We start from the raw sequence: 26,194 nt of genomic DNA, 5'->3' as shown, positions 1-26,194 counted from the left end.
TTGTGCCTGCGGGGGCCGGATGGGAGGGTGTCCGTATTCTACGGGGATGCGGCGTCGTGAGGCCAGTTGGGGTCAAAAAGGGCGTGCGCGCGGTAACGACCGATAAGGCACCGCAAGGGAACGGAAATCAGTGGGCCAACCGTCCCTCTTTTTTCTTACTAACCCCTACGATGTAACGCAAAACTTCCTGGTCAACGTTAAACTGCGTCTGCAGCCCCGGCTGCCCCACGCAATCCTCCTATACACCTGTCGCCCCCGATGTCCGTTACCGCGAAAAACCGTTCGCCTTTCCGCGCCTTTGCGAGCACGACCGTGCCCGTGGAGCGCGGCATGCCCGGCGAAGCGTCGGCGGCGCGGCGACGCTTTCTGAGGGGCTCGGCCGGTGCGATGCTGGCCGCGGGTTTCGGCAGCACCCTGCTGTCCGCCTGCGGCGGTAGTCTCGAAGCCGATCAGCCGGCTACGCCGCGGCTCGTGTCGGTCAGCAACTTCCGCGATGTCGGCGGCGCGGGTGCCGGCTATCTGACCGTCGACGGCAAACAGATGCGGCGCGGCGTGTTCTATCGCGCGAACGCGCTGACGCTGAGCGGCACCGACACGGCGACGCTCGACAAGCTCGGTATCGTGTCGGTCTACGACCTGCGCACGCCCGCCGAAATCGCGCGCACCGCCGACGTGCTGCCGAGCGGCGCGACATCCTCGACGCTGAACGTGCTCGGCACGAACGACTTCGTCGCGCCCCCGGTCGATTCTCCCGTCGACGCCGTCGCGTTCATGCAGGCGCAGGCGCGCGCATATGTGACGGGCGGCCCGCAGCGAGCCACCTATGGCGCGCTGCTCGGCGCGCTCGCCGACGGCACGGGCGCGCAGCTATTCCACTCGAACGCGGGCAAGGATCGCGCGGGCTGGGTCGCGGCGCTGCTGCTCAGCATCGCCAACGTTCCGCTCGACGTGATCATGCAGGACTACCTGCTCAGCAACGTCTATCTCGCGCCATCGATCGCCGCGCAAACCACCACGCTGCGCGCGCAGGAAGGCGCGGCCATCGCGACGGCGAGAGCGCCGTTGCTCGACGTCGACGAGAACTATCTGCAGGCGGGCTTCGACCAGGTGCAGGCGAGCTACGGCACGATGGCGAGCTACCTGACGCAAGGCCTCGGTCTTTCCACGGCGACGGTCGACGCGCTGCGCAATCGGCTCGTGCATTGACGCGCTTCGCTGGCGCGCTTTGGTGGCCTTCCTTACAGCGCAAAAAAAAAGTCCGCCGCAGAGGTGCGGGCGGACCGGGAAGGGCTGCATCAAGGTTGCCGGGGGTGACTATAAGGCCGCACCCCACGCAACAGTCGATGCGGTAAGGGCAGGTAAGTGTCCGGTGCGCGCCGCGTTTGCCTGCGAGCATCCTTACGACAGCGCCGGGTCCACCGGCAATTCGATCCGTACTTCGAGCCCACCCTGCGCGTGATTTCGCACGAGGCAGCGTCCACCGCGATCGTGCGCGAGCCGCGCGACGATCGCGAGACCGAGCCCGCAATGGCCTTCGCCGCCGCGCGCGGCGTCGAGCCGCACGAACGGCTTCATCGCCGCGGCAATGCGGTCGTCGGGAATGCCGGCGCCGTGGTCGCGCACGCTGATCGTCCAATGACGGTCGTTGCACGCGGTCGAGATTTCCACCGGCGGTATGCCGTGTTCGAGCGCGTTGTCGACGAGGTTCGTCACGAGCCGGTCGAGCAGCGTGCGCGGCAGCGTGAACGAGGGGCCGGCGCGCAGATCGAGCGCGAACAGCGGGGTTTCGGCGGGGTCCGCCGCTTCGGCGGTTTCAGCGGCCTCCGCGTAATCGCCCGAGGAAAACTGCTCGCGCAAGAACTCGTCGACTTCGACGGGCGGTCCGGCGTCCGCCGATTGGCCCGCGAATTCGAGGAACTGCTGGACGATGTTGGTCAGGGAATCGACGTCGCGGATCAGGCCCGCGCGCTCGTTTTCGTCGACCAGCACGCTTGCGCGCAGCTTCAGGCGCGTGAGCGGCGCCTTCAGATCGTGCGCGACGCCGGCGAGCATCACCGCCTGGTCGTCGCCGGCTTCGTTCAGGCGCCGCATCATGTCATTGAATGAGCCGATCAGGTCACGCAGCTCGCGCGGGCCCTGCACCGGCACGGGTTGGGGCCGGCCGCCCGAGCCGAACGCGCGCGACGCATCGGCCACGCGCGACAACGGCCGTTGCATCTGCCACACCGCGAACAACGACAGGATCAGCCCGGCGACCAGCATCGACACCGATTCGATCAGAAAGCGCGGCGGCGGCGGCAGGTCGACCGGCACGACGACCCAGTTCGACTTGCCCGGGACCAGCACCCACAGTTGCGGCGGACGCAGATCGTCGACGGCGATCTGCGTGCCGGCCGGCAGGTTCTCACGCAGGTGCCGGCTTAGTTCGACCACCATATGCTCGTGCGGCTCGCCCAGATGCACGCTGGTCGGCATGTTCCAGGTGGGCACCAGATGCACGCGCATCGCCGGCGCGAGCGCGGCGCCCTTGATCGGCTCGCCGTTGATCGCCTGCAGCACGAGCAGAATGCCGCGCGCGAAGCCGTCGATTTCGTGGCGCGGCGGCTGCATCGTCACCAGCACGAACCAGCTCGCCTGAATCGCGAACAGCACCGCAGCCGACAGCAACGCCATTCTGCCGAACAGCGTGTTCAGCGGATTTCTCATGCGCTCGGGGCGGCCCCGTCCTCGAAGGGTGTGCCGTTGGCGTCGGGCACGAACACGTAGCCCTTGCCGCGCACCGTTTGCACGTAGCACGGGTTCGACGGGTCGTCTTCGATCACGCGGCGCAGGCGCCAGATTGGTACGTCGAGGCTACGGTCGCGGAACGCGAGGTTGTCGCGATGCACGAGATCGTGAATCAGCACGCGCGACAGCACCTTGTACGGATTGTTGACGAAGATCTTCAGCAGCGCGAATTCGCTGTCGCGCAGCGGCAGCTTGGCGTCGTCGCGGGTCAGCGAGCGCGTGGCGAAGTCCAGTTCGAATGGACCGAAGCGATAGCGCTTGCGTGCTTCGGGCGCGCTCGTGGTGGACGGCCCGCGCCGGCGCAACACGGTCTGGATCCGCACGAGCAGTTCGCGCGGATCGAACGGCTTGGTCAGATAGTCGTCCGCGCCGAGCGACAGGCCGACGATGCGGTCGGCCACCGTGCCGCGCGCGGTCACGAAGATCACCGGGATGTCGTCGCCGGCGGCGCGCAACGCGGTGAGCGCGCGCAGGCCGTCGGTGTTCGGCATCATGATGTCGAGCACGACGACCGACGGCCGCTCACGCTCGAGACGACGCTGCAAATGGGTGCCGTCATGCAGCACGGACGCATCGAAGCCGTTCGACTGCAGAAACTTGCAAAGCAGATCGCGTACGACCGGATCGTCGTCGACGATAAGGACCTGTGGATTCATGGCGAAATTCTAGACTGGGCCGCCCGACGCGCGACCGGGCATTTCCTTACCAACGCTTACTATGCGCCGCTCGGTGCTGGCGGGCTCGCGCCGGGGCGGATCAGCGAAGGTGCAGCGCTTACTTTAGCACTGCCTGATCCGGCTCTGCGCGACGACAGGCACGCGATGACAACAGTTGGCAAGCACTCGAAAGCTCTCGCAAGCCCACGGAACGGATCGTAACAACCGCGCGAAAGCGTGCTTTGCTTCGCCAATCGTCGGCACCCGCGCGGCGCGATGATTCGTTCCGCAGCAGGTCGCGCCGCACGCTGAACGAGGCCCGCTGCCTCGGACGACGGCGCGCGGCGTTCAACCGATACCGGTGCGCAATGCGCGCCTTCGCGAGGTCCATCATGACGATCCACAATACGCTCAGTTCCACGCCTTTCTCCTCGCTGGCGAATAAGCCGGCCACGGAGAAGTCCGCCAGTTCAAGCTCCACGGGCGCAGCGGCGAAATCGCAGCAGAGCGCCGGGCTCGGGCAGCCTGCACTGCCTGCGCCGGGCACGGGGCTCATCGGCCATCTGGTCAACACGACTGCGTGAATCGGCGAGGTTCGCGTGCCGTTATCCAGAACTACTGAGCAGCGGCGGCGCGCCGTGGCGTGGCTCGTTGCCGGCGCGCTGCTGTTGCCGCTCGGCGGCTGCGGCGCCGCTGCGCTGCCGTGCCGGGTCACGGCGGCGACCCTGAAAGTGCTGCCGGTCGTCGGCCATGCGGCGGCGACGCCGTTCGACATGTGCGCTTCCGCGATCGATTGAATCATGACGCTCACCCGGATGGTTGGTGCACTGATGCTGCTCGGCGGAGTGCTGTCGTGCGCCGCGCATGCACAGCTCGTCGCGCGCAGTGCGAAGGCGGCCATCGCGGCATCGAATAGCGTCGTCACCGACACGCGGCGGCGCTCGCCGGACGCGCCGTTTTCGTTTCGCGGCGTCGCGCTCGGCATCACGATTGACGAATTCCGCGCGGGCTCGACCGTGCGCGCGACGCCGGTCGGCAGCGTGCCGATCTGCGAGACGGACGTGCAGGCCGGAGCGCTCGGCATGCGGCTGAAGTCGCACGATAGCCTGAGCGTCGCGTGCCGCTGGGGGCATCGCGATGATGAACGCTGGGCGGTGTCGCAGGCCGTGGTCGATGGTGCGCCGGCGCTCGAACACGTGATGCGCTTCGCGCGCATCGACGGGCAGGGCGCGCTGCGTCTCTACGAGATGTCGTTCGTGATCGACGAGCTGACCGCGGAGGATCTGCGCGACGCGCTCGAGGATCGTTACGGGCCGCCGCGTCTCGCGACGCGCAACGCGGCGGCGCCGGGCGCGATGCCGATGTACGTATGGGAGAACGCGGTGAGTTCGATCACGCTGTGCTTTCTGCCCGGCAGCCGCAACGGCACGCTCACGTATCTGCTGAAGGGCTCGGATGCGTGGATGAAAGCGCTCGTGCGGCAATGGCAGGCGAGCGGCGCCGACGCGGGCTGACGCGGGCTGACGATTACCAGGCAACCCTGATTACCGGTGCGATCCCAACGCCGAAACCGGGCGGTGTCCGGATAGGCCGCCTCACTTCGACTCCTTTCATCCTTTCCGCCACGGAGCCAGCATGACCGCGCTACGTCTCACCCTCGTGCTCGGCGCCGCGAGCTGTCTCGCGGCCTGTTCGAGCGCGCAGACCAGGTCGATCGTCGAAACGCCGATGGCGCCGCCGCTCGCGTCCGCGCCGTTGAACGTCAACACGCAAGGCGCGATCTATCAGGCCGGCGCGCCGCTGCTGCTGTATGAGACGCCGCGCGCGCAGCACGTCGGCGATGTGCTGACGATCCGGCTGTCGGAATCGTATAGCGGCAACAACAGCGCCAGCGCGTCGGCGAACCGCACGAGCAGCATCTCCGCGACTGCCGCGGATCAATCGACGAATGCCGCCGCGCGACTCGCCAAACTGTTCAACATCGGCTCTGCCAGCACCGACTACAAAGGGCAGGGCAATCTGAGCGACATCAGCGACATGACGGGCACGCTAGCCGTCACCGTGATCGGCACGGTGTCGGGCGGCAATCTCGTCGTGTCAGGCGAGAAGGTGATCGCGATGAGCGGGACCCGCGACCGTCTTCGACTCTCGGGCATCGTCAATCCCAAGGACATCGAAGCAGGCAATTACGTCGCGTCGAGCAAGGTCCCAAATGCGCGCATCGAGCAGGCGGGCCTCGGCATGGTCAACGATGCGACGACGATGGGCTGGCTGCAGAGGATGTTTCTGAGTGTGCTGACGTTTTGACCGTCAGCCGGGTGAGCGCGGTGCGCGCGACACCGCGCTGCGCGTTACGTGCGACGCGTGGGCCGCATCAACCGGCTTCGGCCATCAGGCGCCGCTAACCGAGCGGCGGCGCAAGTCCGCGTTCGGCCGCGCCGATCTCGCCGTCCGGCACGAACACGTAGCCGCGTCCCCACACCGTCTGCACGTAGCGCGGTTCCGACGGGTCCACTTCGATCAATCGACGCAAGCGCCAGATCGAAACGTCGAGACTGCGGTTGCGATGCGCTTCGCTATTGCCGTGCAGTTTTTCGAGCAGCTGCGCACGCGTGAGCACGGTCATCGCATGCGTGACGAACACCTTCAGCATCGCGAATTCGCTCGAACGCAGCGTGATGCGTTCGCCGTCGCGGCGCAGTTCGCGCGCGGGGAAGTTCACTTCGAAGCGGCCGAAATGATAGGGCGCGCGCTGTTCGGGCGCGCCCGGCGCGATCGAGCCGCGACGCCGCAGCACGGTGCGAATCCGCGCGACGAGCTCGCTCGGTTCGAAAGGCTTGCCGAGATAGTCGTCGGCGCCGAGTTCGAGGCCGATCACGCGATCGATCGGATCGGCGCGCGCGGTCAGCAGGATCACGGGAATGTCGTCGCCGGCGACACGCAAGGCGCGCAGCGCGCTGATGCCGTCGAGCTCCGGCATCATGATGTCGAGCACGACGAGCGCGGGACGCTCCTGCTGCAATCTGCGCTGCAACGCCAAGCCATTTTCCAGCGTGGCGACCTTGAAGCCGCGGCCGTGCAGATATTCGCTGACGAGCTCGCGTACGACGGGATCGTCATCGACGATCAGGATGGTCTGGTTCATTCAGGTCATCTTAGTGATGCGCACGGGCCGCGCAAAGCGTATACCGCTTTCCAATCCTTTCCCGTGTAAGGCGCTGCAAGCGAAAGCAAGGCCGCGAGCTCTCAGTGGGGCGGCGGGAAGGCCTGCGAGGTTTGCAGGGTCTGCTGTTGCTGCGCTTGACGCGGGAAATCGGTCCGATCGACCACCATCCGCTCGATCAGTCCGCCGAGCTTGACCGAGGCCGACGAAAAACGGTCGGAGTTCAGGCCGCCGGTCTGATAGCGCGCGGTGACCAGAATGCGGCCACTCTGGATCAGCGTCAGATCGATGATCGACAGGTACTGGATCGATTCGTCGCTGAACGAGCGGCGGCCATAGTCGATCGCGGCGTTGTAGACGAGCCGCGCTTCGCAGCCGGCCGGCGAGGTGCCCGGATTGTAGACGTCCGAACGAATACCGCGCCGCTCGAGCGCGAGCTGCAGCGCCGGCACGAAATCGCCGACCGACACTGTCGGGTTCACTTCGATGCAGACGTGCTGCAAATCCGCGGGCCGGCCGTTGACGAAGGTCGGCGACGAGTAGTTCGACGCGATCGCGTAGCCGGCCTGGATGACGGAGCCGGTGGCGTCGGCGGCCTGGATCAGCGTCCAGGCGCAGCCGTCGAGCGCGAGCGTCAGCGTCGCGGCGAAGGCGGCGAGGGCGCAACGACGCCGGCATATCAGCGAGGCGACCAGACACAGGCGCGAATGCCTGGTTGCCGCTGGCGCGCGCACGGTCGGCGACGAGGTCATGAGGCAGCGCCCGATCCCGGTCACGAAATGCGATGGAGCATCAAAAGCAGCGACGGCCGCGCGCTCAGCGCGTCACGCGCAGTCGCAGTTCGTTCTGACCTTGCACGCTCGCGGTGACGTTCACGCGACGGGCGTCGGTGGTCACAACGAAATGCTGGCGCACGGGTGTGTTGACGTCGTGCACGACGCGCGGAAAGCAGGCGGCGATGTCGGCGCCGAGTTCTTCGAGCGGATCGTTGATGACGCCGTCGGCTTGCCAGTGCGCGCGCCAGTGGCAGTCGTACGCGTGCGGGCTGGCGCGGCAATCGTCGGGATGGGAGACGCCCGGCAGTTGCGCGGCGGCCTCGCCCGGCAGTTGCCGGAAATCGCTCGCATCGACGATGTGCGTGAGCGCCGCGCAGATATCGGCGGGTTGATTCGGCCCGGTCGTTTGCGCGGCATCGACGGCGTTCGTGAGCAGCAGCGCCGCGCCGCAGGCGAGCGCGATGCGCGGGAGCAAAGACGTGAGCAAAGGTGAAACACGGCGAGCGAATGACATGGGCGAGGAGTCCGAAGAGCGGTTGCGATGAAAGACGTGACTGACATCAACGACGGCCGGCGCATGGCGCGGCCCGTACGACTATCGTCGCTGCTCGCAGGCATTTTCAAAGCGCGGAACAGCTTGCGCGCTCCGCAAATGCTTTCGAACTCTTCTCGTGTCTTTCCGGATGTTGCGTCCGGAGGTGCCGGCGCGCAGGCGAGGCTTAACCGAGCGTCAAGCCGCCATCGATGTGAATCACCTGGCCGGTGATGTGGCGTGCCGCGTCGGACAGCAGGAATGCGATCAGCGCGGCGACGTCGTCCGGTTCGGCAACGTGACCGAGCGGCGTGGCTTCGGCGGCGTGCGCCCACACGGCCGCGTTGTCGGCGCTTGGGCCGCGATCCTTGCGCGTGTAGCCCGGCGCCACGCAATTGACGGTCACGCCGAGCGGCGCGAGCTCCGCGGCCGCCGTTTTCGCAAGCGCTTCGAGTGCCGCTTTCGCGGCCGCCGTCGCGGCGAATGGCGCATCCGCGCGATAGCGATGCGCGACGAACGAACTCAAGGCGACCACGCGACCGCGCTTCGATGTTTCGAGCGCGGGCATCGCGCGCCGCACGAGCGCGGCGAAGGCGGCTGGCATCGCGGCGAAGGCGGCGCCGAAGGTGTCGGGATCGAGCGCGGCCAGCGTTTGGCGCTGCGCATGGCCGGCGTTCGCGACCAGTTGATCGAGCGCGCCGAAGCTCGCGAGCGTCTGATGGATCACGTGCTCCGTCGCGCCGCGCTCGGCGAGGTCGCCGAATACGGTCGCGCAGCGTGCGCCGCTTGCCGTGCAGTCGGCGGCAACCTGCACGAGCCGTCGACGGGAGGCGTCGTCTGCACCGCGCGCGTGCAGCATCAACGACGTATGCGGCGCCGCGAGGCGCCGTGCGAGCGCCGCGCCGATGCCGGAACCGGCGCCGGTGATCAGCACGACCCGAGCGGCGGTGCCGTGCGCTTCGCTGACGTGAGCGCCGCTCGCGTCGCTCACGCCGCTACCGCTTCGACGGAACGCTCGACGTCGAGCGTTTCGTCATGGAACGCTGCGAGCGATTCGCGATGCGCGACGCTGACGATCGCAGCCTTCGGCAACCGCTCGGTGAACAGCCGATAGAGCCGCGCCTCGTTTTCCGCGTCGAGCGCGCTGGTCGCTTCGTCGAGGAACAGGTAGTCCGGCTTGTGCAGCAGCACGCGCGCGGCGGCGAAGCGCTGCTGCTCACCCGGCGACAGCACGCGAGTCCAGTGCGCCGTTTCCTGCAGACGGTCCGCGATTTCCGGCAGATGGCAGGTGATGAGCGCGTCGCGACATTCGTCGTCGCTATATGTGTCCGCCGCCGACGGATACGCGAGCGCCGCCTTCAGCGTGCCGATCGGCATGTAGCTGACCTGCGGGATGAACATCATGCGCGCGTTGACCGGTGCGTCGATCGAGCCGTCGCCGAACGGCCACAGGCCCGCGAGCGCGCGCATCAGCGTGCTCTTGCCGGCGCCCGACGGACCGCGCACGAGCCAGCGCGAGCCCGGCCGGATCGCGATATCGCGGATGCGCGACAGTGGGTTGCCATTGGGCAGCGCGAGCTGGAGGCTGTCGGTGGTAAGCGTGTTGCTGTCGACGAAATGCAGATTGATGCCGCCATGTTCCGTGGCCGGCGACACCGATTCCTTCAGACGCGGCGAATGCACGACGCGCTTGAATTCGCGCAACCGGTTCACGGTCGCGCGCCATTCGACGAGGCTCGTATAACTGTTGATGAACCACGAGAACGAATCGCTGACCGTGCCGAACGCGCTCGAAATCTGCATCAGCACGCCGAACGTGAACGCGCCCGCGAAGTAGCGCGGCGAGGCGACGACGATCGGGAAAATGATCGCGATCTGGCCGTAGAAGCTCAGCACGAAGGTCAGGCGCTTCGTGTACTTCATCACCTGCCACCAGTTGTCGCGGATGCGGCCGAACAGCGTGCGCGCGTTCGTCTTCTCGGTTTCCATGCCGTTGTAGAACGCGATCTGCTCGGCATTCTCACGCAGCCGGATCAAGCCGAAACGGAAATCGGCCTCGACTTTCTGCGCCTGATAGTTGATCGACACGAGCGGATGGCCGACCTTCTGCGTGACGAGCGAGCCGACCACCGCATACAGCGCGGCGGCCCATACCATGTAGCCGGGGATCTGCAGCGGCATGCCGCCGAGCGAGATGCTCAACGCGCCCGCGAGCGACCACAGGATCGTGATGAACGACACGAGCGTGACGACGGTCGACAGCAGATCGAGCGTTAGCGACAGCGTGGTGGTCGCGAACGACTGCAGGTCGTCGCTGATCCGCTGGTCGGGGTTGTCGGCGAGGCGGTCGCGCTCGATGCGGTAGAACGCGCTGTCGTCGAGCCACTCGTTCAGGTAGCGGGTGGTCAGCCACTGACGCCAGCGGAAGCCGAGCATCTGGCGCAGATAGCGTCCATACACGGCGAGGATGATGAAACCGAACGCGAGTCCGGTAAAGATCATCAGCAGGTGCGGGAAGTCGTGGACGTTCTTCGCCTGCAGCGCGTTGTAGAAGTCCCTGCTCCAGCTATTCAGGCGCACGTTGATCCAGACGACGAGCAGGTTCATCACGATGATCGTGACGAGCAGCCCCCACGCGATGCCTCGTTCCTCGGAAACCCAGTAGGGCTTGATCAGGGTCCACGCGGAGACCTTTTCGTCGGGCGGCAGCGCGGGGCTGGCGGAAGTATGTGGTGTCATGAGCGTCCTGATGAAGTGCTGACCCGAAGTGCCATTCCGGCGTACGGGTCCAATCTGGTTGACCCATGTCGGGCGATCCCGCGAACTGCAGGCCCCTTCGCGAGGGCGTGGCTGCCGCGGGTCTGCGATACCTGGCCGGGCATCGCGCCATCACGCTCGATGAACGCGAGTCCGGACTGGCGCCCGATTCTGGCGTGACGCCCTTAAGCGAAAATTAATTTTCGGGGCCGGCATCCGCTGGGGTGCCGCCGCCACGCATGCGGCCACGAGCGCCGCGCGCGCCGCGTTTTTGCGGCACCGGTCACGGCATTGTGCCAGAGCGCCGGGCCGCTTCGCACCGGCATCTCGATAGACGGTGCCAGATCAAAATTGGGGTGGCGACCGCGGAGCGTTGGTTTGCGGGCGCCGCGCCTTTTATGGTCTAATGACCTTCGACGAAACAGGGGTGCTTCGCCCACAGGCGGCATGACTTTCATGCCGGGGCGGCGAGGCTGAGAGAGACCCTTTGCACCCGATCCGGGTAATACCGGCGCGGGAAGTTTCCGGAAGCAACCGTCTTCCATTCCCCGCCGGGCGGCGAGCGCAGCTCACATGTGCACGTCGTGACCGGCCGGCTTCACCCGCCGGTTTCGTCCTGGGTACGTGCGTTTTTGGCCGTACGGAAAGGACTCGATGACCGCCTATTCTTCAGACATGCATTTTTCCCTTCGTCACGCCGCCTCGGGCGAGCCGTGCCGTTTTGGTTTTGCCCACCGCAGTCGAACGGATCGCGCGCGATGAACCGTCCCGCCCGACCCGATTTCGCCGTGCTCGGCGGCGGCCTGTGCGGCCGCCTGGTCGCGTGGCGCCTCGCTGGCGACGGGCATCGCGTGGCGCTCTACGAGCGCGGCGATGCCACCGGTTCGCAGGCTGCCGCGTGGGTCGCCGCCGCGATGCTCGCGCCGCTGGCAGAGGCCGCGAGCGCCGAGCTGCTGATCACGCGGCTTGGCGCGAGTTCGCTCGAAAGCTGGCCGCGCGTGCTTGCCGAACTGCCGGAGCCGGTGTTTTTCCAGCGCAACGGCACGCTCGTCGTCTGGCATCACGCGGATCGCACCGAGGCGCCGCTATTCGAGCGGCGCGTGCGTGCGAACGCGCCGGCCGAGTTGCTCGACGGCGGCTTCGTCGCGTTGGCGGGCGCGCAGCTCGGCGCCGCCGAACCCGCGTTGGCCGGCCGCTTCAGCCAAGGCTGGCTGCTGCCGCGAGAAGGCCAGCTCGACAACCGCCAGGTGCTGTCCGCGCTTGCGGCCGGGCTTGCCGAGCGCGGCGTCGACACGCACTGGAACACGCCGATCGACGACGCGGCGCTGCCCGAGGCCGGCATCACCATCGATTGCCGCGGGCTCGGCGCGAAGCCGGTGCTGCCGACGCTGCGCGGCATCCGCGGCGAAGTTGCGCGCGTGCATGCGCCTCACCTGCAGCTGACGCGCCCGGTGCGGCTACTGCATCCGCGTTACCCGCTGTATATCGCGCCGAAGCAGAACGGCCTCTACGTGATCGGCGCGACCGAGGTGGAGGGCGAGGACATGTCGCCCGTCAGCGTGCGTTCGGCGCTCGAGTTGCTGAGCGCGGCGTTTTCGGTGCACCCGGGCTTCGGCGAGGCGCGCATTCTCGAGCTGAATTCGCAGTGCCGGCCGACCTTGCCCGATCATCGTCCCGCGCTGCTGTGGGACGGCGCGCGCACGCTGCGCGTGAACGGCCTGTACCGGCACGGCTACATGATCGCGCCCGAAGTCGCCGACGAAGCCGTGCGCTTCGCGAGCGCGCTGCTCGACGGCCGCGTCGGTGATGCCGACGCATTCGCCGGCTGGCGGCGCGACTCACGCTGGAGCGAGCTGTTCCAGCAGCATTTCGCGCGCGAGCCGACCCGAGCGTAGCGGCCAACGTGCCGCGCGCGATGCCGCTTGCGCCATCGATTGAACCGTATTCGAACACCATGGACATTCATATCAATCAGAAGCCGTTGTCGCTGCCCGAGGGCGCGACTGTCGCTGATGCGCTCGCCGCCTTTGGCGCGCGTCCGCCGTTCGCGGTCGCGCTCAACGGCGATTTCGTCGCGCGTGCGCAGCATGCGGCGCGCGCGTTGCAAACGGGCGACCGGCTCGACGTCGTGCAGCCGGTCGCGGGCGGCTGAGCGCGACCGCGCCAGCCTCTCGCTTACCGAACGCAACAACCGTCGCCGAAAACCCATTGCCGCAAGGCGGTCGGTTCTAGCCGCGAGGGCAAACCAGGATGATGCAAATGACTTCTCACGAGACCGCCGACGCGCTGACGCTATACGGTCAAACTTTTGCAAGCCGCGTGCTGCTCGGCACATCGCGCTATCCGTCGCTGCAATCGCTGTCCGATTCGATCGACGCCGCGCGCCCCGGCATGGTGACGGTCGCGCTGCGCCGTCAGATGAACGAGGGCCACGCCGAAGCCGGCTTCTTCGATCTGCTCAAGCGCCATGGCGTGCCGCTCTTGCCGAACACGGCGGGTTGCCTGAGCGTTGGTGAAGCGGTGACGACCGCGCACATGGCGCGCGAAATCTTCGAGACCGAGTGGATCAAGCTCGAACTGATCGGCGACGACTACACACTGCAGCCCGACCCGGTCGGCCTGATCGAAGCCGCCGCGCGGCTCGTCAAGGATGGCTTCAAGGTGCTGCCGTACTGCACCGAAGATCTGGTGATCGGCCGCCGTCTGCTCGACGCCGGCTGCGAGGCGCTGATGCCGTGGGGCGCGCCGATCGGCACCGGCAAGGGCGTGATCAATCCATACGGGCTGCGCGTGTTGCGCGAGCGGCTGCCGGACGTGCCGCTGATCGTCGACGCCGGGCTCGGCGTGCCGTCGCATGCGGCCCAGGTGATGGAGTGGGGCTTCGACGGCGTGCTGCTGAACACGGCCGTGTCGCAGGCGACCCACCCCGACGCGATGGCGCGCGCGTTCGCGCTGGGCGTCGAGGCGGGTCGGCAAGCGTATCTTGCGGGCCCGATGGCCGAGCGCGAGAGCGCGCACGCGAGCACGCCGGTGGTCGGCATGCCGTTCTGGCATCAGGATGGAGGTGCCGCATGACTCAGTCGTTGACGCTGAAGGACCGCGATCTGTTCTGGCCGACGGCCGACGAACTCATCGAAGCCGCCGAGCGCATCCGCGCCCGTCTCGGCGACTGGCCGCCGACGCACGCGCCGTGGCGCATCTGCCTGATCGCACCCGACGAACCGAACGGTGGCGACCTGATCGTGACCGCCGACGCACAGCAGCACGGTGAGCAAATCGCGCGCTGGCTGACGCGGGGTGCGGGCGTGATCGTCGCCGCGGAAAACCGCGCGACGCTGCATCTGGGCGGCGAGAAGTACGGCCTCGAAGGCCATCTGGCGGAAGACTGGATTCCCGCGCTTGCCGCGTTCCTCGACTGCGGTTTCGATCCGCACGACGCGCTGGTGCTCGCGCTCGCGTGGCGCGATGGCGACGAGACCGGCGCCGACGATGCTTTCCCGGCCGACCTCGCTCGCTTTCCGCGCCTTACCGACCTGCCGGCGGCACCCGCCAAGGCGTTCCCGCGCTGCCCGGCAAGGCTCGGCCTGTATCCGGTGTTGCCGACCGCGGACTGGGTCGAACGGGTGGTCGGCTTCGGCGTGAAGACGGTGCAGTTGCGCCGCAAGTCGGCCGAACCCGCCGACGAGCTGAAGCGCGAAATCGCGCGCTGCGTGGCGGCCGGCCGCGCGCACGACGCGCAGGTGTTCATCAACGATCACTGGCAGGCGGCGCTCGAGGCGGGCGCGTACGGCGTGCACCTCGGCCAGGAAGACGTGCATACCGCGGATCTGTCCGCGCTGGCTGACGCGGGCATCCGCCTGGGCCTGTCCACTCACGGCTTCTACGAGATGCTGAAGGCGCTACATTTCCGGCCGAGCTACATTGCATTGGGCGCCGTGTTCCCGACCACGACCAAGGTCATGCCGACCGCGCCGCAGGGCTTGCGCCGCCTCGCACGCTATGTGCGGCTGCTCGACGGCGTGGTGCCGCTCGTCGCGATCGGCGGGATCGATCTGCAGGTGCTGCCAGACGTGCTCGCGACCGGTGTCGGCTGCGCGGCCGTGGTGCGCGCGGTGACGGAAGCGCCCGACCCGGCCGCCGCCTTGTCTGCGCTGCGACACAAGTTTACGCAATAATCGTCAGGCATAGTCACGGAACGGGGCACCTCACGGCAGCTTTTGCATGATGGCCCTATAATTCGGCCTTCCCTGTAAAAGGATCGTCAGTTTGGTGCCTTCCTATCCCGAGACCTTACTCGAGCTGCGCGACGTCGACTTCGGTTACGGCGACCGGCTCGTCCTGTCGAATCTGAATCTGCGCTTTCGTCGCGGTCAGGTCGTCGCGGTCATGGGCGGCTCGGGTTGCGGCAAGACCACGGTGCTGCGGCTGATCGGCGGCCTCGTGCGCGCCCAGCGCGGCCAGGTGCTGTTCCATGGCGAGGACATCGGCGAGCAGACGCGCGAAGGCCTTTACGCGCTGCGCCGCAAGATGGGCATGCTGTTCCAGTTCGGCGCGCTGTTCACCGACATGTCGGTGTTCGAAAACGTCGCCTTCTCGCTGCGCGAGCATACCGATCTCCCCGAAGAACTGCTGCGCGACCTCGTGCTGATGAAGCTCAACGCGGTCGGCCTGCGCGGCGCGCGCGACCTGCTGCCGTCCGAGATTTCCGGCGGCATGGCGCGGCGCGTGGCGCTCGCGCGCGCGATCGCGCTCGACCCCGAACTGATGATGTACGACGAGCCGTTCGCCGGTCTCGACCCGATCTCGCTCGGCATCACCGCGAACCTGATCCGCACGCTGAACCGGGCGCTTGGCGCCACGTCGATTCTCGTCACGCACGACGTGCCGGAATCATTCGCGATCGCCGACTACGTGTACTTCCTGTCCAACGGCGGTGCGCTTGCCGAGGGCACGCCCGACGAACTGCGCGCGTCGACCGATCCGACCGTGCGGCAGTTCATCGACGGCGCGCCGGACGGCCCGTTCAGATTCCACTATCCGGCGCAGACGCCGCTCGAGGCGGACTTCGGCATGGGCGGAGGCCAGTCATGATCAGTACGATCGGGCGCTCGGTCATCACCGGGCTCGGCACCGCCGGCTACGCGACGCGCTTCTTCCTGCGGCTCGTGCTCGAATTTTTCCCGCTGCTGCGCCGCCCGCGTCTTGTCACGAAGCAGATCCACTTCGTCGGTAATTATTCGCTCGTGATCATCGCGGTGTCGGGGCTGTTCGTCGGCTTCGTGCTCGGGCTGCAGGGCTATTACACGCTGAACCGTTATGGCTCCGAGCAGGCGCTCGGGTTGCTGGTCGCGCTGTCGCTCGTGCGCGAGCTCGGGCCGGTCGTGACCGCGCTGCTGTTCGCCGGGCGCGCGGGCACGTCGCTGACCGCCGAAATCGGCCTGATGAAGGCGGGCGAGCAGCTCACCGCGATGGAAATGATGGCCGTCGATCCGGTCAAGGTCGTGATCGCGCCGCGCCTGTGGGCCGGCATCGTGTCGATGCCGATCCTCGCCGCGATCTTCAGCGCGGTCGGCGTTCTGGGCGGTTACGTGGTGGGCGTGCTGCTGATCGGCGTCGATGCCGGCGCGTTCTGGTCGCAGATGCAAAGCGGCGTCGACGTGTGGCGCGATGTCGGCGCCGGGGTCGTCAAGAGTGTGGTGTTCGGCCTCGCGGTGACCTTCGTCGCGCTGTTTCAGGGCTACGAGGCGAAGCCGACGCCGGAAGGCGTGTCGCGCGCGACGACCCGCACGGTCGTGTACGCGTCGCTCGCGGTGCTCGGGCTCGATTTCCTGCTGACCGCACTAATGTTCAGCTAAGACCGCGCAGCATGCCGGCTGCCGGCGGTGCATGATGCGCCGCGCACGGCGGGAGGTGGCGGCGGCGCGGCGGATTCACTTTGGGATGACGATGAAAAAGAATGTTCTCGACTTCTGGGTCGGCCTGTTCGTGGTGCTGGGTTTCGTGGCGTTGCTGTTTCTTGCGCTGAAGGCCGGCAATATGAGCTCGTTGTCGTTCCAGGCAACCTACCCGGTCAAGCTGAAGTTCGACAACATCGGCGGGCTGAAGCCACGCGCGCCGGTGAAGAGCGCCGGCGTGACGGTCGGCCGGGTCGCGTCGATCGGCTTCGACAGCAACACCTACCAGGCGCTCGTCACGATCGATATCGACAAGCAATATCAGTTTCCGAGGGACACTTCGGCGAAGATCCTGACCTCGGGTCTGCTCGGCGAGCAGTACATCGGGCTCGAGCCGGGGGGCGACTCGGAAATGCTGAAGGCCGGCGATACGATCTCGATGACGCAATCGGCGATCGTGCTGGAAAACCTGATCGGCCAGTTCCTGTATAGCAAGGCCGCGGATTCCGGCGCGGCGAAGCCCGCCGCATCCGCCCCTGCACCGGCGCCGGGCGCGCCGGCCTCCGGCGCTGCCGGCCAGTAAGGCCAACAAGGAGAATTAGATGCAGACGACACTGCAGACCGCGCGCAGCGGCGCGCGCGTCCTACAGTTTGGCAAGGTCGCCGTGGCGGCTGCGCTGCTCGCCGGTTGCACGACCGTGCAGACGCCTACCAAGGGCGACCCGTTCGAAGGGCTGAACCGTACGATCTTCACCGTCAACGACAAGATTGACCAGTACGCGCTGAAGCCGGTTGCGCAGGGCTACGTTTGGGTCACGCCGCAGCCGGTTCGCGACAGCGTGACGAACTTTTTCTCGAACATCGGCGACGTCTATATCGCGGCGAACAACCTGCTGCAGCTGCGCATCGCCGACGGCGTGTCCGACATCATGCGGATCGTGATCAACACGTTGTTCGGCGTCGGCGGCCTGTTCGACGTCGCGACGCTCGCGAAGCTCCCGAAGCACGACAACGACCTCGGTCTGACGCTCGGCCACTACGGCGTGCCGGCGGGCCCCTATCTGGTGCTGCCGCTGTTCGGGCCGAGCACGGTGCGCGATGCGGTCGGCTCGCTCGGCAACTACTACGTGAACCCGCTCAGCTACGTCGACCCGCCGGGCCTGAGCTGGGCGCTGTATGGCCTGAACATCGTCAACACGCGCGCGAACCTGCTCGGAGCGAGCAACCTGCTGGAAGGCGCGGCGCTCGACAAATACTCGTTCGTGCGTAACGCGTATCTGCAGCGCCGGCAGTATCTGTTGTCGGATAACCGCCGGCGTCCGCAGGAACTGCCGAGCTACGAAGAGGAAGCGCCGCTGCCGAAGTACGACGAAGGCGAGACGGGCGCGGCAGGTGCGCCGGCCAAGCCGGCTCCCGCATCCGGCGCGGCCGTGGGCACGCCGCAAGGCGCGTCGGCACCGGAGGCCGCGTCGGGCGCCGAAACACCGCCTCTCGACCTGAAAGGCGGCCCGGAAACGCAAATTCCGGCCGGTCAGTTGGTGCCGCCCACGCGCTTCAACTTCCCGTCCTTCAGATTGCGTTGAACGTGCAGCCGTAACAGATCGATACGACTCTCGCAGTTTGCGCATGGATTGCCGTCGAACTCGCGTGATAAGGTCGGTTCAAACTGTTGCATTATTTTTGAGGCAAAGCTCGATATGAAAAAATTCTTCCTGATTCCGTTGTTTGCCGCGTTGTTTTCGTTCATCAGCGCGGGCGCATCGGCGCAAACCGTCGACACCAGCGCGCCCGACGCGCTGATCAAGACCGTCACCCAGCAGGTGATGGACGCGATTCGGGGCGACAAGTCGATCCAGCAGGGCGACATCAAGCGCATCACGGCGCTCGTCAACGAAAAGATCCTGCCGTACACCGATTTCCGCCGCACCACCCAGCTCGCGATGGGCCGCAACTGGCGCACCGCGACGCCCGAACAGCAGAACCAGGTGGTCGAGCAGTTCAAGATGCTGCTGATCCGCACGTACGCGGGCGCGCTCGCGCAGGTGCGCGACCAGCAGATCCAGTACAAGCCGTTCCGCATGAACCCGGACGACACCGACACGGTGGTGCGCTCGGTCGTGATGAACAACGGCCAGCCGATCGAACTCGACTACCGCCTGTACAAGACGGCGCAGGGCTGGCGCGTGTATGACATCAACGTGCTCGGCGCGTGGCTGATCCAGGCGTATCAGCAGCAGTTCAACGAGCAGATCCAGCAGAAGGGCGTGGACGGACTGATCCAGTTCCTCACGCAGCGCAATCAGCAACTCGCCGCGGGCAAGCAGTCGTGAGCGACGTGCTGAACCCGGTTGCGAACCGCTTCGACAGCGGCACGACGCTGACCCACGAGAGCGCGAAGGCCGCGCTCGCGGCGGGTCTGCAACGCATCGCGGCGGGTGCGGGCGGCGTCGATTGCGCGCCGCTCACGCAATTCGATTCGTCGGCGCTCGCCGTCCTGCTCGCGTGGGTGCGGGGCGCGGCGGCGCGCGGCGGCAAGTTCGAAATCGTCAATCTGCCGGCTGGGCTCGCCAGTCTCGCGCAGGCCTACGGCGTCGATACACTTCTCTCTTCTGGCGCCTCCAGCATGGTTGCGTCAGTGCGACATTGACGCTCCTCTAGCGTCGTCTCCCTCCTTCCGGCCAGGCCGGGGGTGTCAGTTTTTGCCCTATAATCAAACGTTTTTTTGGGGCGTCGAACTGGCCCCCTAATCGGCCCCGGTTCCCGTTTCTTCCAGCATTTGCGCGTCCCCAAGCTCCATTGGGGCTACTTCAGGCGCCGCGACGCACGCGGCCCATAGTCATGTCAGCCATAGAAATTCGTAACGTCAAGAAGCGCTACAAGGACTTGCAGGCGCTCAAGGGCGTCAGCCTCACGGTCGAAGAAGGCGAGTTCTTCGGACTGCTCGGTCCGAACGGCGCGGGCAAGACGACGCTCATCAGCATACTCGCGGGTCTCGCGCGCGCCGACGAAGGCAGCATCGCGGTGCGCGGTCACGACGTCGTCGACGATTTCCGCAACGCGCGCCGCGCGCTCGGCGTGGTGCCGCAGGAGCTCGTGTTCGATCCGTTCTTCACGGTGCGCGAAACCTTGCGCATCCAGTCCGGCTACTACGGGCTGCGCAACAACGACGCGTGGATCGACGAGATCATGGCCAATCTCGATCTCACCGAAAAGGCCGATGCCAACATGCGCGCGCTGTCGGGCGGCATGAAGCGCCGCGTGCTGGTCGCGCAGGCGCTCGTGCACCGCCCGCCGGTGATCGTGCTCGACGAGCCGACCGCGGGTGTCGACGTCGAGTTGCGCCAGACGCTGTGGAAGTTCATCTCGCGCCTGAATCGCGAAGGCCACACGATCGTGCTGACCACGCACTATCTGGAAGAAGCCGAATCGTTGTGCGACCGCATCGCGATGCTGCGCCGTGGCGAGGTCGTTGCGCTCGATCGCACCAGCACACTGCTGCAGCGTTTCGCCGGCATGCAACTGTTCGTTCGCTTCGCGCAGGGCGTGCTGCCCGCCGAGCTGCGTCCGCTCGAGGCGGAAAGCGGCGCCGGCAACGGCAATGGCCGCCAGCATCTGCTGCGCCTGACGAGCTACGACGAGGTCGAGCGCATCCTCGCGCAATGCCGCGCGGCCGGTTGTACATTCGAAGAAATCGAGGTCCGCAAGGCCGACCTCGAAGACGTATTCGTTCAGGTGATGAACGGTCCAGAAGTGATCGAGGGGCTTGCATGAGCGGGTACAGTGGATTTAGCACGCTGTTTTACAAAGAACTGCTGCGCTTCTGGAAGGTGTCGTTCCAGACCGTGCTCGCGCCGGTCATCACCGCGCTGCTTTACCTGACCATCTTCGGCCACGCGCTGCGCGGCCACGTGCAGGTCTATCCGGGCGTCGAATACACGAGCTTCCTGATTCCGGGCCTCGTGATGATGAGCGTGCTGCAGAACGCGTTCGCGAATAGTTCTTCGTCGCTGATTCAATCGAAGATCACCGGCAACCTCGTGTTCGTGCTGCTGCCGCCGCTGTCGCACCACGAGATGTTCGCGGCCTACGTGCTCGCGGCCGTGGCGCGCGGGCTGTGTGTCGGCTTCGGCGTGTTCATCGTGACGATCTGGTTCGTGCCGCTCGCCTTCACCGCGCCGCTCTACATCATCGTGTTCGCGATGTTCGGCTCGGCGATTCTCGGCACGCTGGGTCTGATCGCCGGCATTTGGGCCGAGAAGTTCGACCAGCTCGCCGCGTTCCAGAACTTTCTGATCATGCCGCTCACGTTCCTGTCGGGCGTGTTCTACTCGACGCATACGCTGCCGCCCGGATGGCGCGAAGTATCGCGGCTCAATCCGTTTTTCTACATGATCGACGGCTTTCGCTATGGTTTTTTCGGCGTGTCGGATATCGACCCGCTGGTGAGCCTCGCGATCGTCGCCGGTTTCTTCGTGGTGCTGGCCGCCGTGGCGATGCGTATGCTCGCTACCGGCTACAAGCTGCGCCACTGACGAGGAGCTTCTCTCATGTTGCCGACTCCCGAACAGGTCAAACAGTACATTGCAGCTGGACTCGCGTGCGAGCATCTCGAAGTCGAAGGCGACGGTCAGCATTTCTTTGCGACGATCGTCTCGCCGAACTTCGAAGGCAAGCGCCTGATCCAGCGTCACCAACTCGTGTATGCGGCGCTCGGCGACCGCATGCGCGAAGAAATCCACGCGCTCAGCATGAAGACGCTGACGCCCGCCGAATGGCAGAACGCGTAATCTGGAAATTTTGTGCGAATTACTCAGGAAGGGCGCGACACCGCTAGCGGCGCGCCGAACACAGACAAAGCAGGTCCGGACGCGAACCGGGCCGATCAGGAACCGACAGGCATGGATAAACTCATCATTGAAGGTGGCTACCCGCTCTCCGGTGAAGTTGTCGTCTCGGGTGCGAAAAACGCGGCATTGCCGATCCTGTGCGCGGGTCTGCTGAGCGCCGATCCGGTGCATCTGGAGAACGTGCCCGATCTGCAGGACGTGCGCACGATGCTCAAGCTGCTCGGCCAGATGGGCGTGCGTATCGAAGCCGGCGAAGGGCGCGTGGCGCTCGACGCGTCGAAGGTCGACAACCTCGTCGCGCCGTACGAAATGGTGAAGACGATGCGCGCGTCGATTCTCGTGCTCGGTCCGCTCGTCGCGCGCTTCGGTCATGCGCGCGTGTCGCTGCCGGGCGGCTGCGCGATCGGCGCGCGTCCGGTCGATCAGCACATCAAGGGTCTGCAGGCGATGGGCGCCGAGATCACGATCGAGCACGGCTTCATCGAAGCGCGCGCGAAGCGTCTGAAGGGCGCGCGCATCGTCACCGACATGATCACCGTGACCGGTACCGAGAACCTGCTGATGGCGGCGGTGCTCGCCGAAGGCGAGACGGTCATCGAGAACGCCGCGCGCGAACCCGAAGTGGTCGACCTCGCGCGTCTGCTCGTCGCGATGGGCGCGAAGATCGAAGGCATCGGCACCGACCGTCTGGTGATCCATGGCGTCGACAAGCTGCACGGTGCGAAGCACACGGTGATTCCGGACCGCATCGAAGCGGGCACTTTCCTGTGCGCGGTCGCGACGGCCGGCGGCGACGTCATGCTGCGCAAGATGCGTCCGCTGCTGCTCGAAGCCGTCACCGAAAAACTGCGCGAAGCGGGCGTCACGGTCGAGGAAGGCGACGACTGGATGCGCGTGTGCATGGACAAGCGCCCGAGCGCGGTCACGTTCCGCACCTCCGAATACCCGGCGTTTCCGACCGACATGCAGGCGCAGTTCATGGCGCTCAACACGATCGCGGACGGTACGTCGCAAGTCGTGGAGACGATCTTCGAAAACCGTTTCATGCACGTCCAGGAACTGAACCGTCTCGGCGCGAGCATCACGATCGACGGCAACACCGCGCTCGTAACCGGCGTCGAAAAACTGTCCGGCGCGAAGGTGATGGCCACCGATCTGCGCGCGTCCGCGAGTCTTGTGATCGCCGCGCTGCGCGCCGAGGGCGAGACACTGATCGACCGCATCTATCACCTCGATCGCGGCTACGACCGCATGGAAGCGAAGCTCAATGCGATCGGCGCGATGGTGCGCCGGGTTTCCGGGAGCGGGGCATGAGTTCGATGCCGCAGACGTCGTCGTCGCCGGCGGTCAGCGCGCCGCTCACGCTCGCGTTGTCGAAAGGGCGTATCTTCGAGGAAACGCTGCCGCTGCTCGCGGCGGCCGGCATCGGGGTAGCGGAAGATCCGGAGAGCTCGCGCAAGCTGATTCTGCCGACCACCGACCCGAACCTGCGCGTGATCGTCGTGCGCGCGACCGACGTGCCGACCTATGTCGAGTACGGCGCGGCCGACTTCGGCGTGGCCGGCAAGGACGTGCTGCTCGAGCATGGCGGCAGCGGCCTGTATCAGCCGGTGGATCTGGACATTGCGCGTTGCCGCATGTCGGTCGCGGTCGCGGCCGGTTTCGATTATGCGAACGCGGTGCGCCAGGGCGCGCGTCTGCGGGTCGCTACCAAGTATGTTGAAACCGCTCGTGAGCATTTTGCCGCCAAGGGCGTACACGTCGATCTGATCAAGCTGTACGGTTCGATGGAACTCGCTCCGCTGGTTGGTCTCGCCGACGCGATCGTCGACCTGGTCAGCTCGGGCAATACGCTGCGCGCGAACAATCTGGTCGAGGTGGAGGAGATCATGCAGATTTCGTCGCGTCTCGTCGTGAACCAGGCAGCGCTGAAGCTCAAACGCGCCGCGTTGCGGCCGATTCTCGACGCGTTTGCCAACGCTTCGTCGAAAACCGCCGCCCCGGCGGCCTGACGGACGATGGCAATGTGACGTTGCACTGATAGCGCGCCTTACCGAAACGGATACCTGTATGTCTACCAAGATTCGCAAACTCGATTCCATCGCTCGCGACTTCCACAAGTCGCTGCATGCGGTGCTCGCGTTCGAGGCGAGCGGAGACGAAGCCATCGAGCGCGCGGTCGCGCAGATTCTGAACGACGTGAAGGCGCGCGGCGACGAGGCGGTGCTCGAGTACACGAATCGCTTCGATCGCGTCGATGCGAAAAGCGTGGCCGAGCTCGAACTGCCGATGGCCGAACTCGAGGCGGCGCTCGAAAGTCTCGAGCCGAAGCGGCGCGCGTCGCTCGAAGCGGCGGCGGCACGCGTGCGCGGCTATCACGAGAAGCAGAAGATCGAGTGCGGCAGCCATAGCTGGCAGTACACCGAAGCGGACGGCACCGTGCTCGGCCAGAAGGTCACGCCGCTCGATCGCGCGGGGATCTACGTGCCGGGCGGCAAGGCCGCGTATCCGTCGTCGGTGCTGATGAACGCGATACCGGCGCGGGTGGCCGGCGTGCGCGAAATCGTGATGGTCGTGCCGACGCCGGAAGGCGTGAAGAATCCGCTCGTGCTCGCGGCGGCTCTGCTGGGTGGCGTCGATCGCGTGTTCACGATCGGCGGCGCGCAGGCGGTAGCTGCACTCGCGTACGGCACGCCGACCGTGCCCGCGGTCGACAAGATCTGCGGCCCCGGCAACGCGTACGTCGCGTCGGCGAAGCGTCGCGTGTTCGGCACGGTCGGCATCGACATGATCGCCGGGCCGTCGGAAATCCTCGTGTTGTGCGACGGCACGACCGACCCGCGCTGGGTCGCGATGGACCTGTTTTCGCAAGCCGAGCACGACGAGCTCGCGCAATCGATCCTGCTGTGCCCCGACGACGCGTTCATCGCGCGCGTGCAGGAAGCGATCGACGAACTGCTGCCCACCCTGCCGCGCCGCGAAGTGATCCGCACGTCGCTCGAAAACCGCGGCGCGCTGATCAAGGTGCGCGACATGGCCGAGGCCTGCGCGATCGCCAACGACATCGCGCCGGAGCACCTTGAAATTTCGGCGCTGGAGCCGCATCAGTGGGCGCAGCAGATCCGTCACGCAGGCGCGATCTTCCTTGGCCGTTACACGAGCGAGAGCCTCGGCGACTACTGCGCGGGCCCGAATCATGTGCTGCCGACGTCGCGTACCGCACGGTTTTCGTCGCCGCTCGGCGTCTATGATTTCTTCAAGCGTTCGAGCCTGATCGAGGTCAGCGCGGAAGGTGCGCAGACGCTCGGCGAGATTGCCGCGGAACTGGCATACGGCGAAGGTCTGCAAGCGCACGCACGCAGCGCCGAATACCGGATGCGGCAGAACAACAACGAACGCGGCTGAGGCGGAGCGCTGATCGCGCTGGCGCGCGGCGGAGCTCAAGCAGGTGTAAGCGGGAGCAGGAGAAGCGGCGAGGGCGGCAACCGCCGCCGCATCGACCGGCTTCCATGTTTTCCGGCTTCCACCCGCTCGAGCGACGGCACGAGCCCACCCGCCCCGTTCAATAACGACGACAGAGACCAACCCGAGCGCCCCACGCCGACGACGCCGACCCGGCGTCTTTAGCACGGCCCGGCCCCCGAACCTATGACGACACCTCAAGACATCATCCGCAGCGACGTGCTCGCAATGACGAGCTATCCGGTTCCCGACGCCACCGGCTTCATCAAGCTCGACGCGATGGAAAACCCGTTTCCGCTGCCGCCGGAACTTGCCGCGCATCTCGGCGAGCGTCTGGCCGGCGTCGCGTTGAACCGTTATCCGGCGCCGCGCCCCGAGCAGTTGATCGAGCGCATTCGTCACGTGATGGGCGTGCCGGCGGGGTGCGACGTGCTGCTCGGCAATGGCTCGGATGAAATCATCAGCATCATGTCGGTCGCGTGCGCGAAGCCGGGCGCGAAGGTGCTCGCGCCGGTGCCGGGCTTCGTCATGTATCAGATGTCGGCGAGGCTGGCGAATCTCGAATTCGTCGGCGTGCCGCTCAAAGCCGACTTCACGCTCGATACCGACGCGATGCTCGCGGCGATCGCCGAGCATGAACCGGCGATCATCTATCTCGCGTATCCGAACAACCCGACCGGCACGCTGTTCGATGACGCCGAAATCGAGCGCATCATCGCCGCGGCGGGCAGGAGCCTCGTCGTGATCGACGAGGCGTATCAGCCGTTCGCGCAGAAGAGCTGGCTGCCGCGCGCCGACCAGTTCGACAACGTCGTCGTGATGCGCACGGTGTCGAAGCTGGGCCTCGCCGGCATTCGCCTCGGTTACCTGGTCGGCAAGCCCGCGTGGCTGACCGAGTTCGACAAGGTCCGCCCGCCGTACAACACCAACGTGCTGACGCAGGCCGCCGCTGATTTCCTGCTCGACCACATCGGCGTGCTCGATGCGCAGGCCGCGCAATTGCGCGACGAACGCGAGAAACTCGCGCAGGCGGTGGCCGCGCTGCCGGGCGCCGAAGTGTTCACTAGCGCGGGCAACTTCCTGCTCGTGCGGGTGCCCGATGCGTCGGTATTGTTCGAAACCCTGCTAACGGCGCGGATTCTGATCAAAAACGTGAGTAAAATGCATCCATTGCTGGCCAATTGCGTGCGTTTGACCGTCGGTTCGCCGAACGAGAACGCCCAGTTGCTCGCCGGCCTGAAACTCGTGTTGCGGTAACCCGCCGCATCGAGCGGCGGCACTGAGCCGCTGCGTTGAACGGCTGCACTGAGCAGCCCGCCA

General features: G+C 66.3%; 29 protein-coding genes and 1 riboswitch. Of the genes, 21 read left to right on the top strand and 8 right to left on the bottom strand.

What is annotated here, in order from left to right; all coding sequences use genetic code 11:
- Nucleotides 1-330 precede the first annotated feature (330 nt).
- Nucleotides 331-1,206: a tyrosine-protein phosphatase gene (locus OKW29_RS33855; RefSeq protein WP_429294044.1), complete on the top strand. Its 876-nt coding sequence runs from the start codon at nt 331-333 to the stop codon at nt 1,204-1,206.
- 192 nt (nt 1,207-1,398) lie between these two features.
- Here OKW29_RS33855 and OKW29_RS33850 read toward each other — a convergent pair whose 3' ends face one another.
- The 3 genes from OKW29_RS33850 to OKW29_RS33840 form a co-directional block, all read right to left on the bottom strand.
- Nucleotides 1,399-2,706, bottom strand: coding sequence for an ATP-binding protein (locus tag OKW29_RS33850; RefSeq protein ID WP_429294043.1), 1,308 nt, complete (start codon nt 2,704-2,706; stop codon nt 1,399-1,401).
- Nucleotides 2,703-3,443: a response regulator gene (locus tag OKW29_RS33845; protein ID WP_176110122.1), complete on the bottom strand. Its 741-nt coding sequence runs from the start codon at nt 3,441-3,443 to the stop codon at nt 2,703-2,705. The genes OKW29_RS33850 and OKW29_RS33845 overlap by 4 nt, the downstream gene beginning before the upstream one ends.
- Nucleotides 3,444-3,561: 118 nt before the next feature.
- Nucleotides 3,562-3,999: a hypothetical protein gene (locus OKW29_RS33840; RefSeq protein ID WP_429294042.1), complete on the bottom strand. Its 438-nt coding sequence runs from the start codon at nt 3,997-3,999 to the stop codon at nt 3,562-3,564.
- Nucleotides 4,000-4,081: 82 nt separating this feature from the next.
- Between OKW29_RS33840 and OKW29_RS33835 the strand changes: the two genes are divergently transcribed.
- The 3 genes from OKW29_RS33835 to OKW29_RS33825 all read left to right on the top strand — a co-directional run bounded on the left by OKW29_RS33835 (nt 4,082) and on the right by OKW29_RS33825 (nt 5,750).
- A complete protein-coding gene (locus OKW29_RS33835; RefSeq protein ID WP_041734448.1) occupies nt 4,082-4,240 on the top strand; it encodes a DUF6726 family protein in 159 nt (52 codons plus the stop codon).
- Between the two features lie 3 nt (nt 4,241-4,243).
- Nucleotides 4,244-4,957 (top strand): hypothetical protein, encoded by a 714-nt coding sequence (locus OKW29_RS33830; RefSeq protein WP_429294041.1) that lies wholly within the window; start codon nt 4,244-4,246, stop codon nt 4,955-4,957.
- Nucleotides 4,958-5,078: 121 nt separating this feature from the next.
- Complete coding sequence (locus tag OKW29_RS33825; RefSeq protein WP_429294040.1) at nt 5,079-5,750, top strand: flagellar basal body L-ring protein FlgH; 672 nt, start codon at nt 5,079-5,081, stop codon at nt 5,748-5,750.
- A gap of 94 nt (nt 5,751-5,844) precedes the next feature.
- Here the strand turns inward: OKW29_RS33825 and OKW29_RS33820 are convergent, their stop codons facing one another.
- The 5 genes from OKW29_RS33820 to OKW29_RS33800 form a co-directional block, all read right to left on the bottom strand.
- Nucleotides 5,845-6,588 (bottom strand): response regulator, encoded by a 744-nt coding sequence (locus OKW29_RS33820; RefSeq protein ID WP_184035709.1) that lies wholly within the window; start codon nt 6,586-6,588, stop codon nt 5,845-5,847.
- A gap of 101 nt (nt 6,589-6,689) precedes the next feature.
- Entirely contained in the window at nt 6,690-7,358 is a 669-nt protein-coding gene (locus OKW29_RS33815; RefSeq protein WP_429294039.1) for a hypothetical protein, read from the bottom strand.
- Nucleotides 7,359-7,422: 64 nt separating this feature from the next.
- A complete protein-coding gene (locus OKW29_RS33810) occupies nt 7,423-7,896 on the bottom strand; it encodes a hypothetical protein (protein ID WP_429294038.1) in 474 nt (157 codons plus the stop codon).
- A 205-nt stretch (nt 7,897-8,101) separates the two neighbouring features.
- Nucleotides 8,102-8,905 (bottom strand): SDR family NAD(P)-dependent oxidoreductase, encoded by an 804-nt coding sequence (locus OKW29_RS33805; RefSeq protein WP_429294037.1) that lies wholly within the window; start codon nt 8,903-8,905, stop codon nt 8,102-8,104.
- Nucleotides 8,902-10,653 carry an ABC transporter ATP-binding protein/permease gene (locus OKW29_RS33800; protein WP_429294036.1) on the bottom strand — a complete coding sequence of 584 codons (1,752 nt, stop codon included), beginning with the start codon at nt 10,651-10,653 and terminating at the stop codon, nt 8,902-8,904. Before OKW29_RS33800 ends, OKW29_RS33805 begins: the two co-directional genes overlap by 4 nt.
- Before the next feature lie 431 nt (nt 10,654-11,084).
- A riboswitch (TPP riboswitch) is annotated at nt 11,085-11,208 on the top strand.
- Nucleotides 11,209-11,429: 221 nt separating this feature from the next.
- Between OKW29_RS33800 and OKW29_RS33795 the strand changes: the two genes are divergently transcribed.
- From OKW29_RS33795 to hisC, 17 genes are all read left to right on the top strand, one after another.
- Nucleotides 11,430-12,566: an FAD-dependent oxidoreductase gene (locus tag OKW29_RS33795; RefSeq protein ID WP_429294035.1), complete on the top strand. Its 1,137-nt coding sequence runs from the start codon at nt 11,430-11,432 to the stop codon at nt 12,564-12,566.
- Between the two features lie 59 nt (nt 12,567-12,625).
- Nucleotides 12,626-12,823, top strand: coding sequence for a sulfur carrier protein ThiS (gene thiS / locus OKW29_RS33790; RefSeq protein ID WP_026225709.1), 198 nt, complete (start codon nt 12,626-12,628; stop codon nt 12,821-12,823).
- Between the two features lie 107 nt (nt 12,824-12,930).
- Nucleotides 12,931-13,746, top strand: a complete 816-nt coding sequence (locus tag OKW29_RS33785; protein WP_090805494.1) for a thiazole synthase — start codon at nt 12,931-12,933, stop codon at nt 13,744-13,746.
- Nucleotides 13,743-14,846, top strand: coding sequence for a thiamine phosphate synthase (gene thiE / locus OKW29_RS33780; protein WP_429294034.1), 1,104 nt, complete (start codon nt 13,743-13,745; stop codon nt 14,844-14,846). The genes OKW29_RS33785 and thiE overlap by 4 nt, the downstream gene beginning before the upstream one ends.
- A gap of 91 nt (nt 14,847-14,937) precedes the next feature.
- Nucleotides 14,938-15,762 carry an ABC transporter ATP-binding protein gene (locus OKW29_RS33775; protein WP_221307828.1) on the top strand — a complete coding sequence of 275 codons (825 nt, stop codon included), beginning with the start codon at nt 14,938-14,940 and terminating at the stop codon, nt 15,760-15,762.
- A complete protein-coding gene (gene mlaE / locus OKW29_RS33770) occupies nt 15,759-16,526 on the top strand; it encodes a lipid asymmetry maintenance ABC transporter permease subunit MlaE (RefSeq protein WP_018420057.1) in 768 nt (255 codons plus the stop codon). The genes OKW29_RS33775 and mlaE overlap by 4 nt, the downstream gene beginning before the upstream one ends.
- A 91-nt stretch (nt 16,527-16,617) precedes the next feature.
- Nucleotides 16,618-17,148 carry an outer membrane lipid asymmetry maintenance protein MlaD gene (gene mlaD / locus OKW29_RS33765; RefSeq protein ID WP_187612918.1) on the top strand — a complete coding sequence of 177 codons (531 nt, stop codon included), beginning with the start codon at nt 16,618-16,620 and terminating at the stop codon, nt 17,146-17,148.
- A gap of 19 nt (nt 17,149-17,167) precedes the next feature.
- Complete coding sequence (locus OKW29_RS33760; protein ID WP_429294033.1) at nt 17,168-18,148, top strand: MlaA family lipoprotein; 981 nt, start codon at nt 17,168-17,170, stop codon at nt 18,146-18,148.
- A gap of 114 nt (nt 18,149-18,262) precedes the next feature.
- Complete coding sequence (locus tag OKW29_RS33755; protein ID WP_429294032.1) at nt 18,263-18,895, top strand: MlaC/ttg2D family ABC transporter substrate-binding protein; 633 nt, start codon at nt 18,263-18,265, stop codon at nt 18,893-18,895.
- Complete coding sequence (locus OKW29_RS33750; RefSeq protein ID WP_429294031.1) at nt 18,892-19,212, top strand: STAS domain-containing protein; 321 nt, start codon at nt 18,892-18,894, stop codon at nt 19,210-19,212. The genes OKW29_RS33755 and OKW29_RS33750 overlap by 4 nt, the downstream gene beginning before the upstream one ends.
- Before the next feature lie 191 nt (nt 19,213-19,403).
- Nucleotides 19,404-20,336 (top strand): ABC transporter ATP-binding protein, encoded by a 933-nt coding sequence (locus tag OKW29_RS33745; RefSeq protein ID WP_429294030.1) that lies wholly within the window; start codon nt 19,404-19,406, stop codon nt 20,334-20,336.
- The gene (locus OKW29_RS33740) at nt 20,333-21,097 is read left to right on the top strand and encodes an ABC transporter permease (protein ID WP_429294029.1); all 765 of its coding nucleotides are present in this window, start codon (nt 20,333-20,335) and stop codon (nt 21,095-21,097) included. The genes OKW29_RS33745 and OKW29_RS33740 overlap by 4 nt, the downstream gene beginning before the upstream one ends.
- Nucleotides 21,098-21,112: 15 nt before the next feature.
- Entirely contained in the window at nt 21,113-21,352 is a 240-nt protein-coding gene (locus OKW29_RS33735; RefSeq protein WP_008918725.1) for a BolA family protein, read from the top strand.
- A gap of 111 nt (nt 21,353-21,463) precedes the next feature.
- Nucleotides 21,464-22,726: a UDP-N-acetylglucosamine 1-carboxyvinyltransferase gene (murA, locus tag OKW29_RS33730; RefSeq protein WP_429294028.1), complete on the top strand. Its 1,263-nt coding sequence runs from the start codon at nt 21,464-21,466 to the stop codon at nt 22,724-22,726.
- Nucleotides 22,723-23,424 (top strand): ATP phosphoribosyltransferase, encoded by a 702-nt coding sequence (gene hisG, locus OKW29_RS33725; protein ID WP_429294027.1) that lies wholly within the window; start codon nt 22,723-22,725, stop codon nt 23,422-23,424. The genes murA and hisG overlap by 4 nt, the downstream gene beginning before the upstream one ends.
- 58 nt (nt 23,425-23,482) lie before the next feature.
- On the top strand, nt 23,483-24,817 hold the full coding sequence (gene hisD / locus OKW29_RS33720; RefSeq protein WP_429294026.1) for a histidinol dehydrogenase: 1,335 nt from the start codon (nt 23,483-23,485) through the stop codon (nt 24,815-24,817).
- 243 nt (nt 24,818-25,060) lie between these two features.
- Entirely contained in the window at nt 25,061-26,131 is a 1,071-nt protein-coding gene (hisC, locus tag OKW29_RS33715) for a histidinol-phosphate transaminase (RefSeq protein WP_429294025.1), read from the top strand.
- Nucleotides 26,132-26,194 lie beyond the last annotated feature (63 nt).

Source organism: Paraburkholderia sp. CI3 (genome assembly GCF_050436505.1).
Classification (GTDB): Bacteria; Pseudomonadota; Gammaproteobacteria; order Burkholderiales; family Burkholderiaceae; genus Paraburkholderia; species Paraburkholderia tuberum.
Note: the sequence above shows the minus strand (reverse complement) of the source record. Positions and strands in the feature narration are given on the sequence as shown.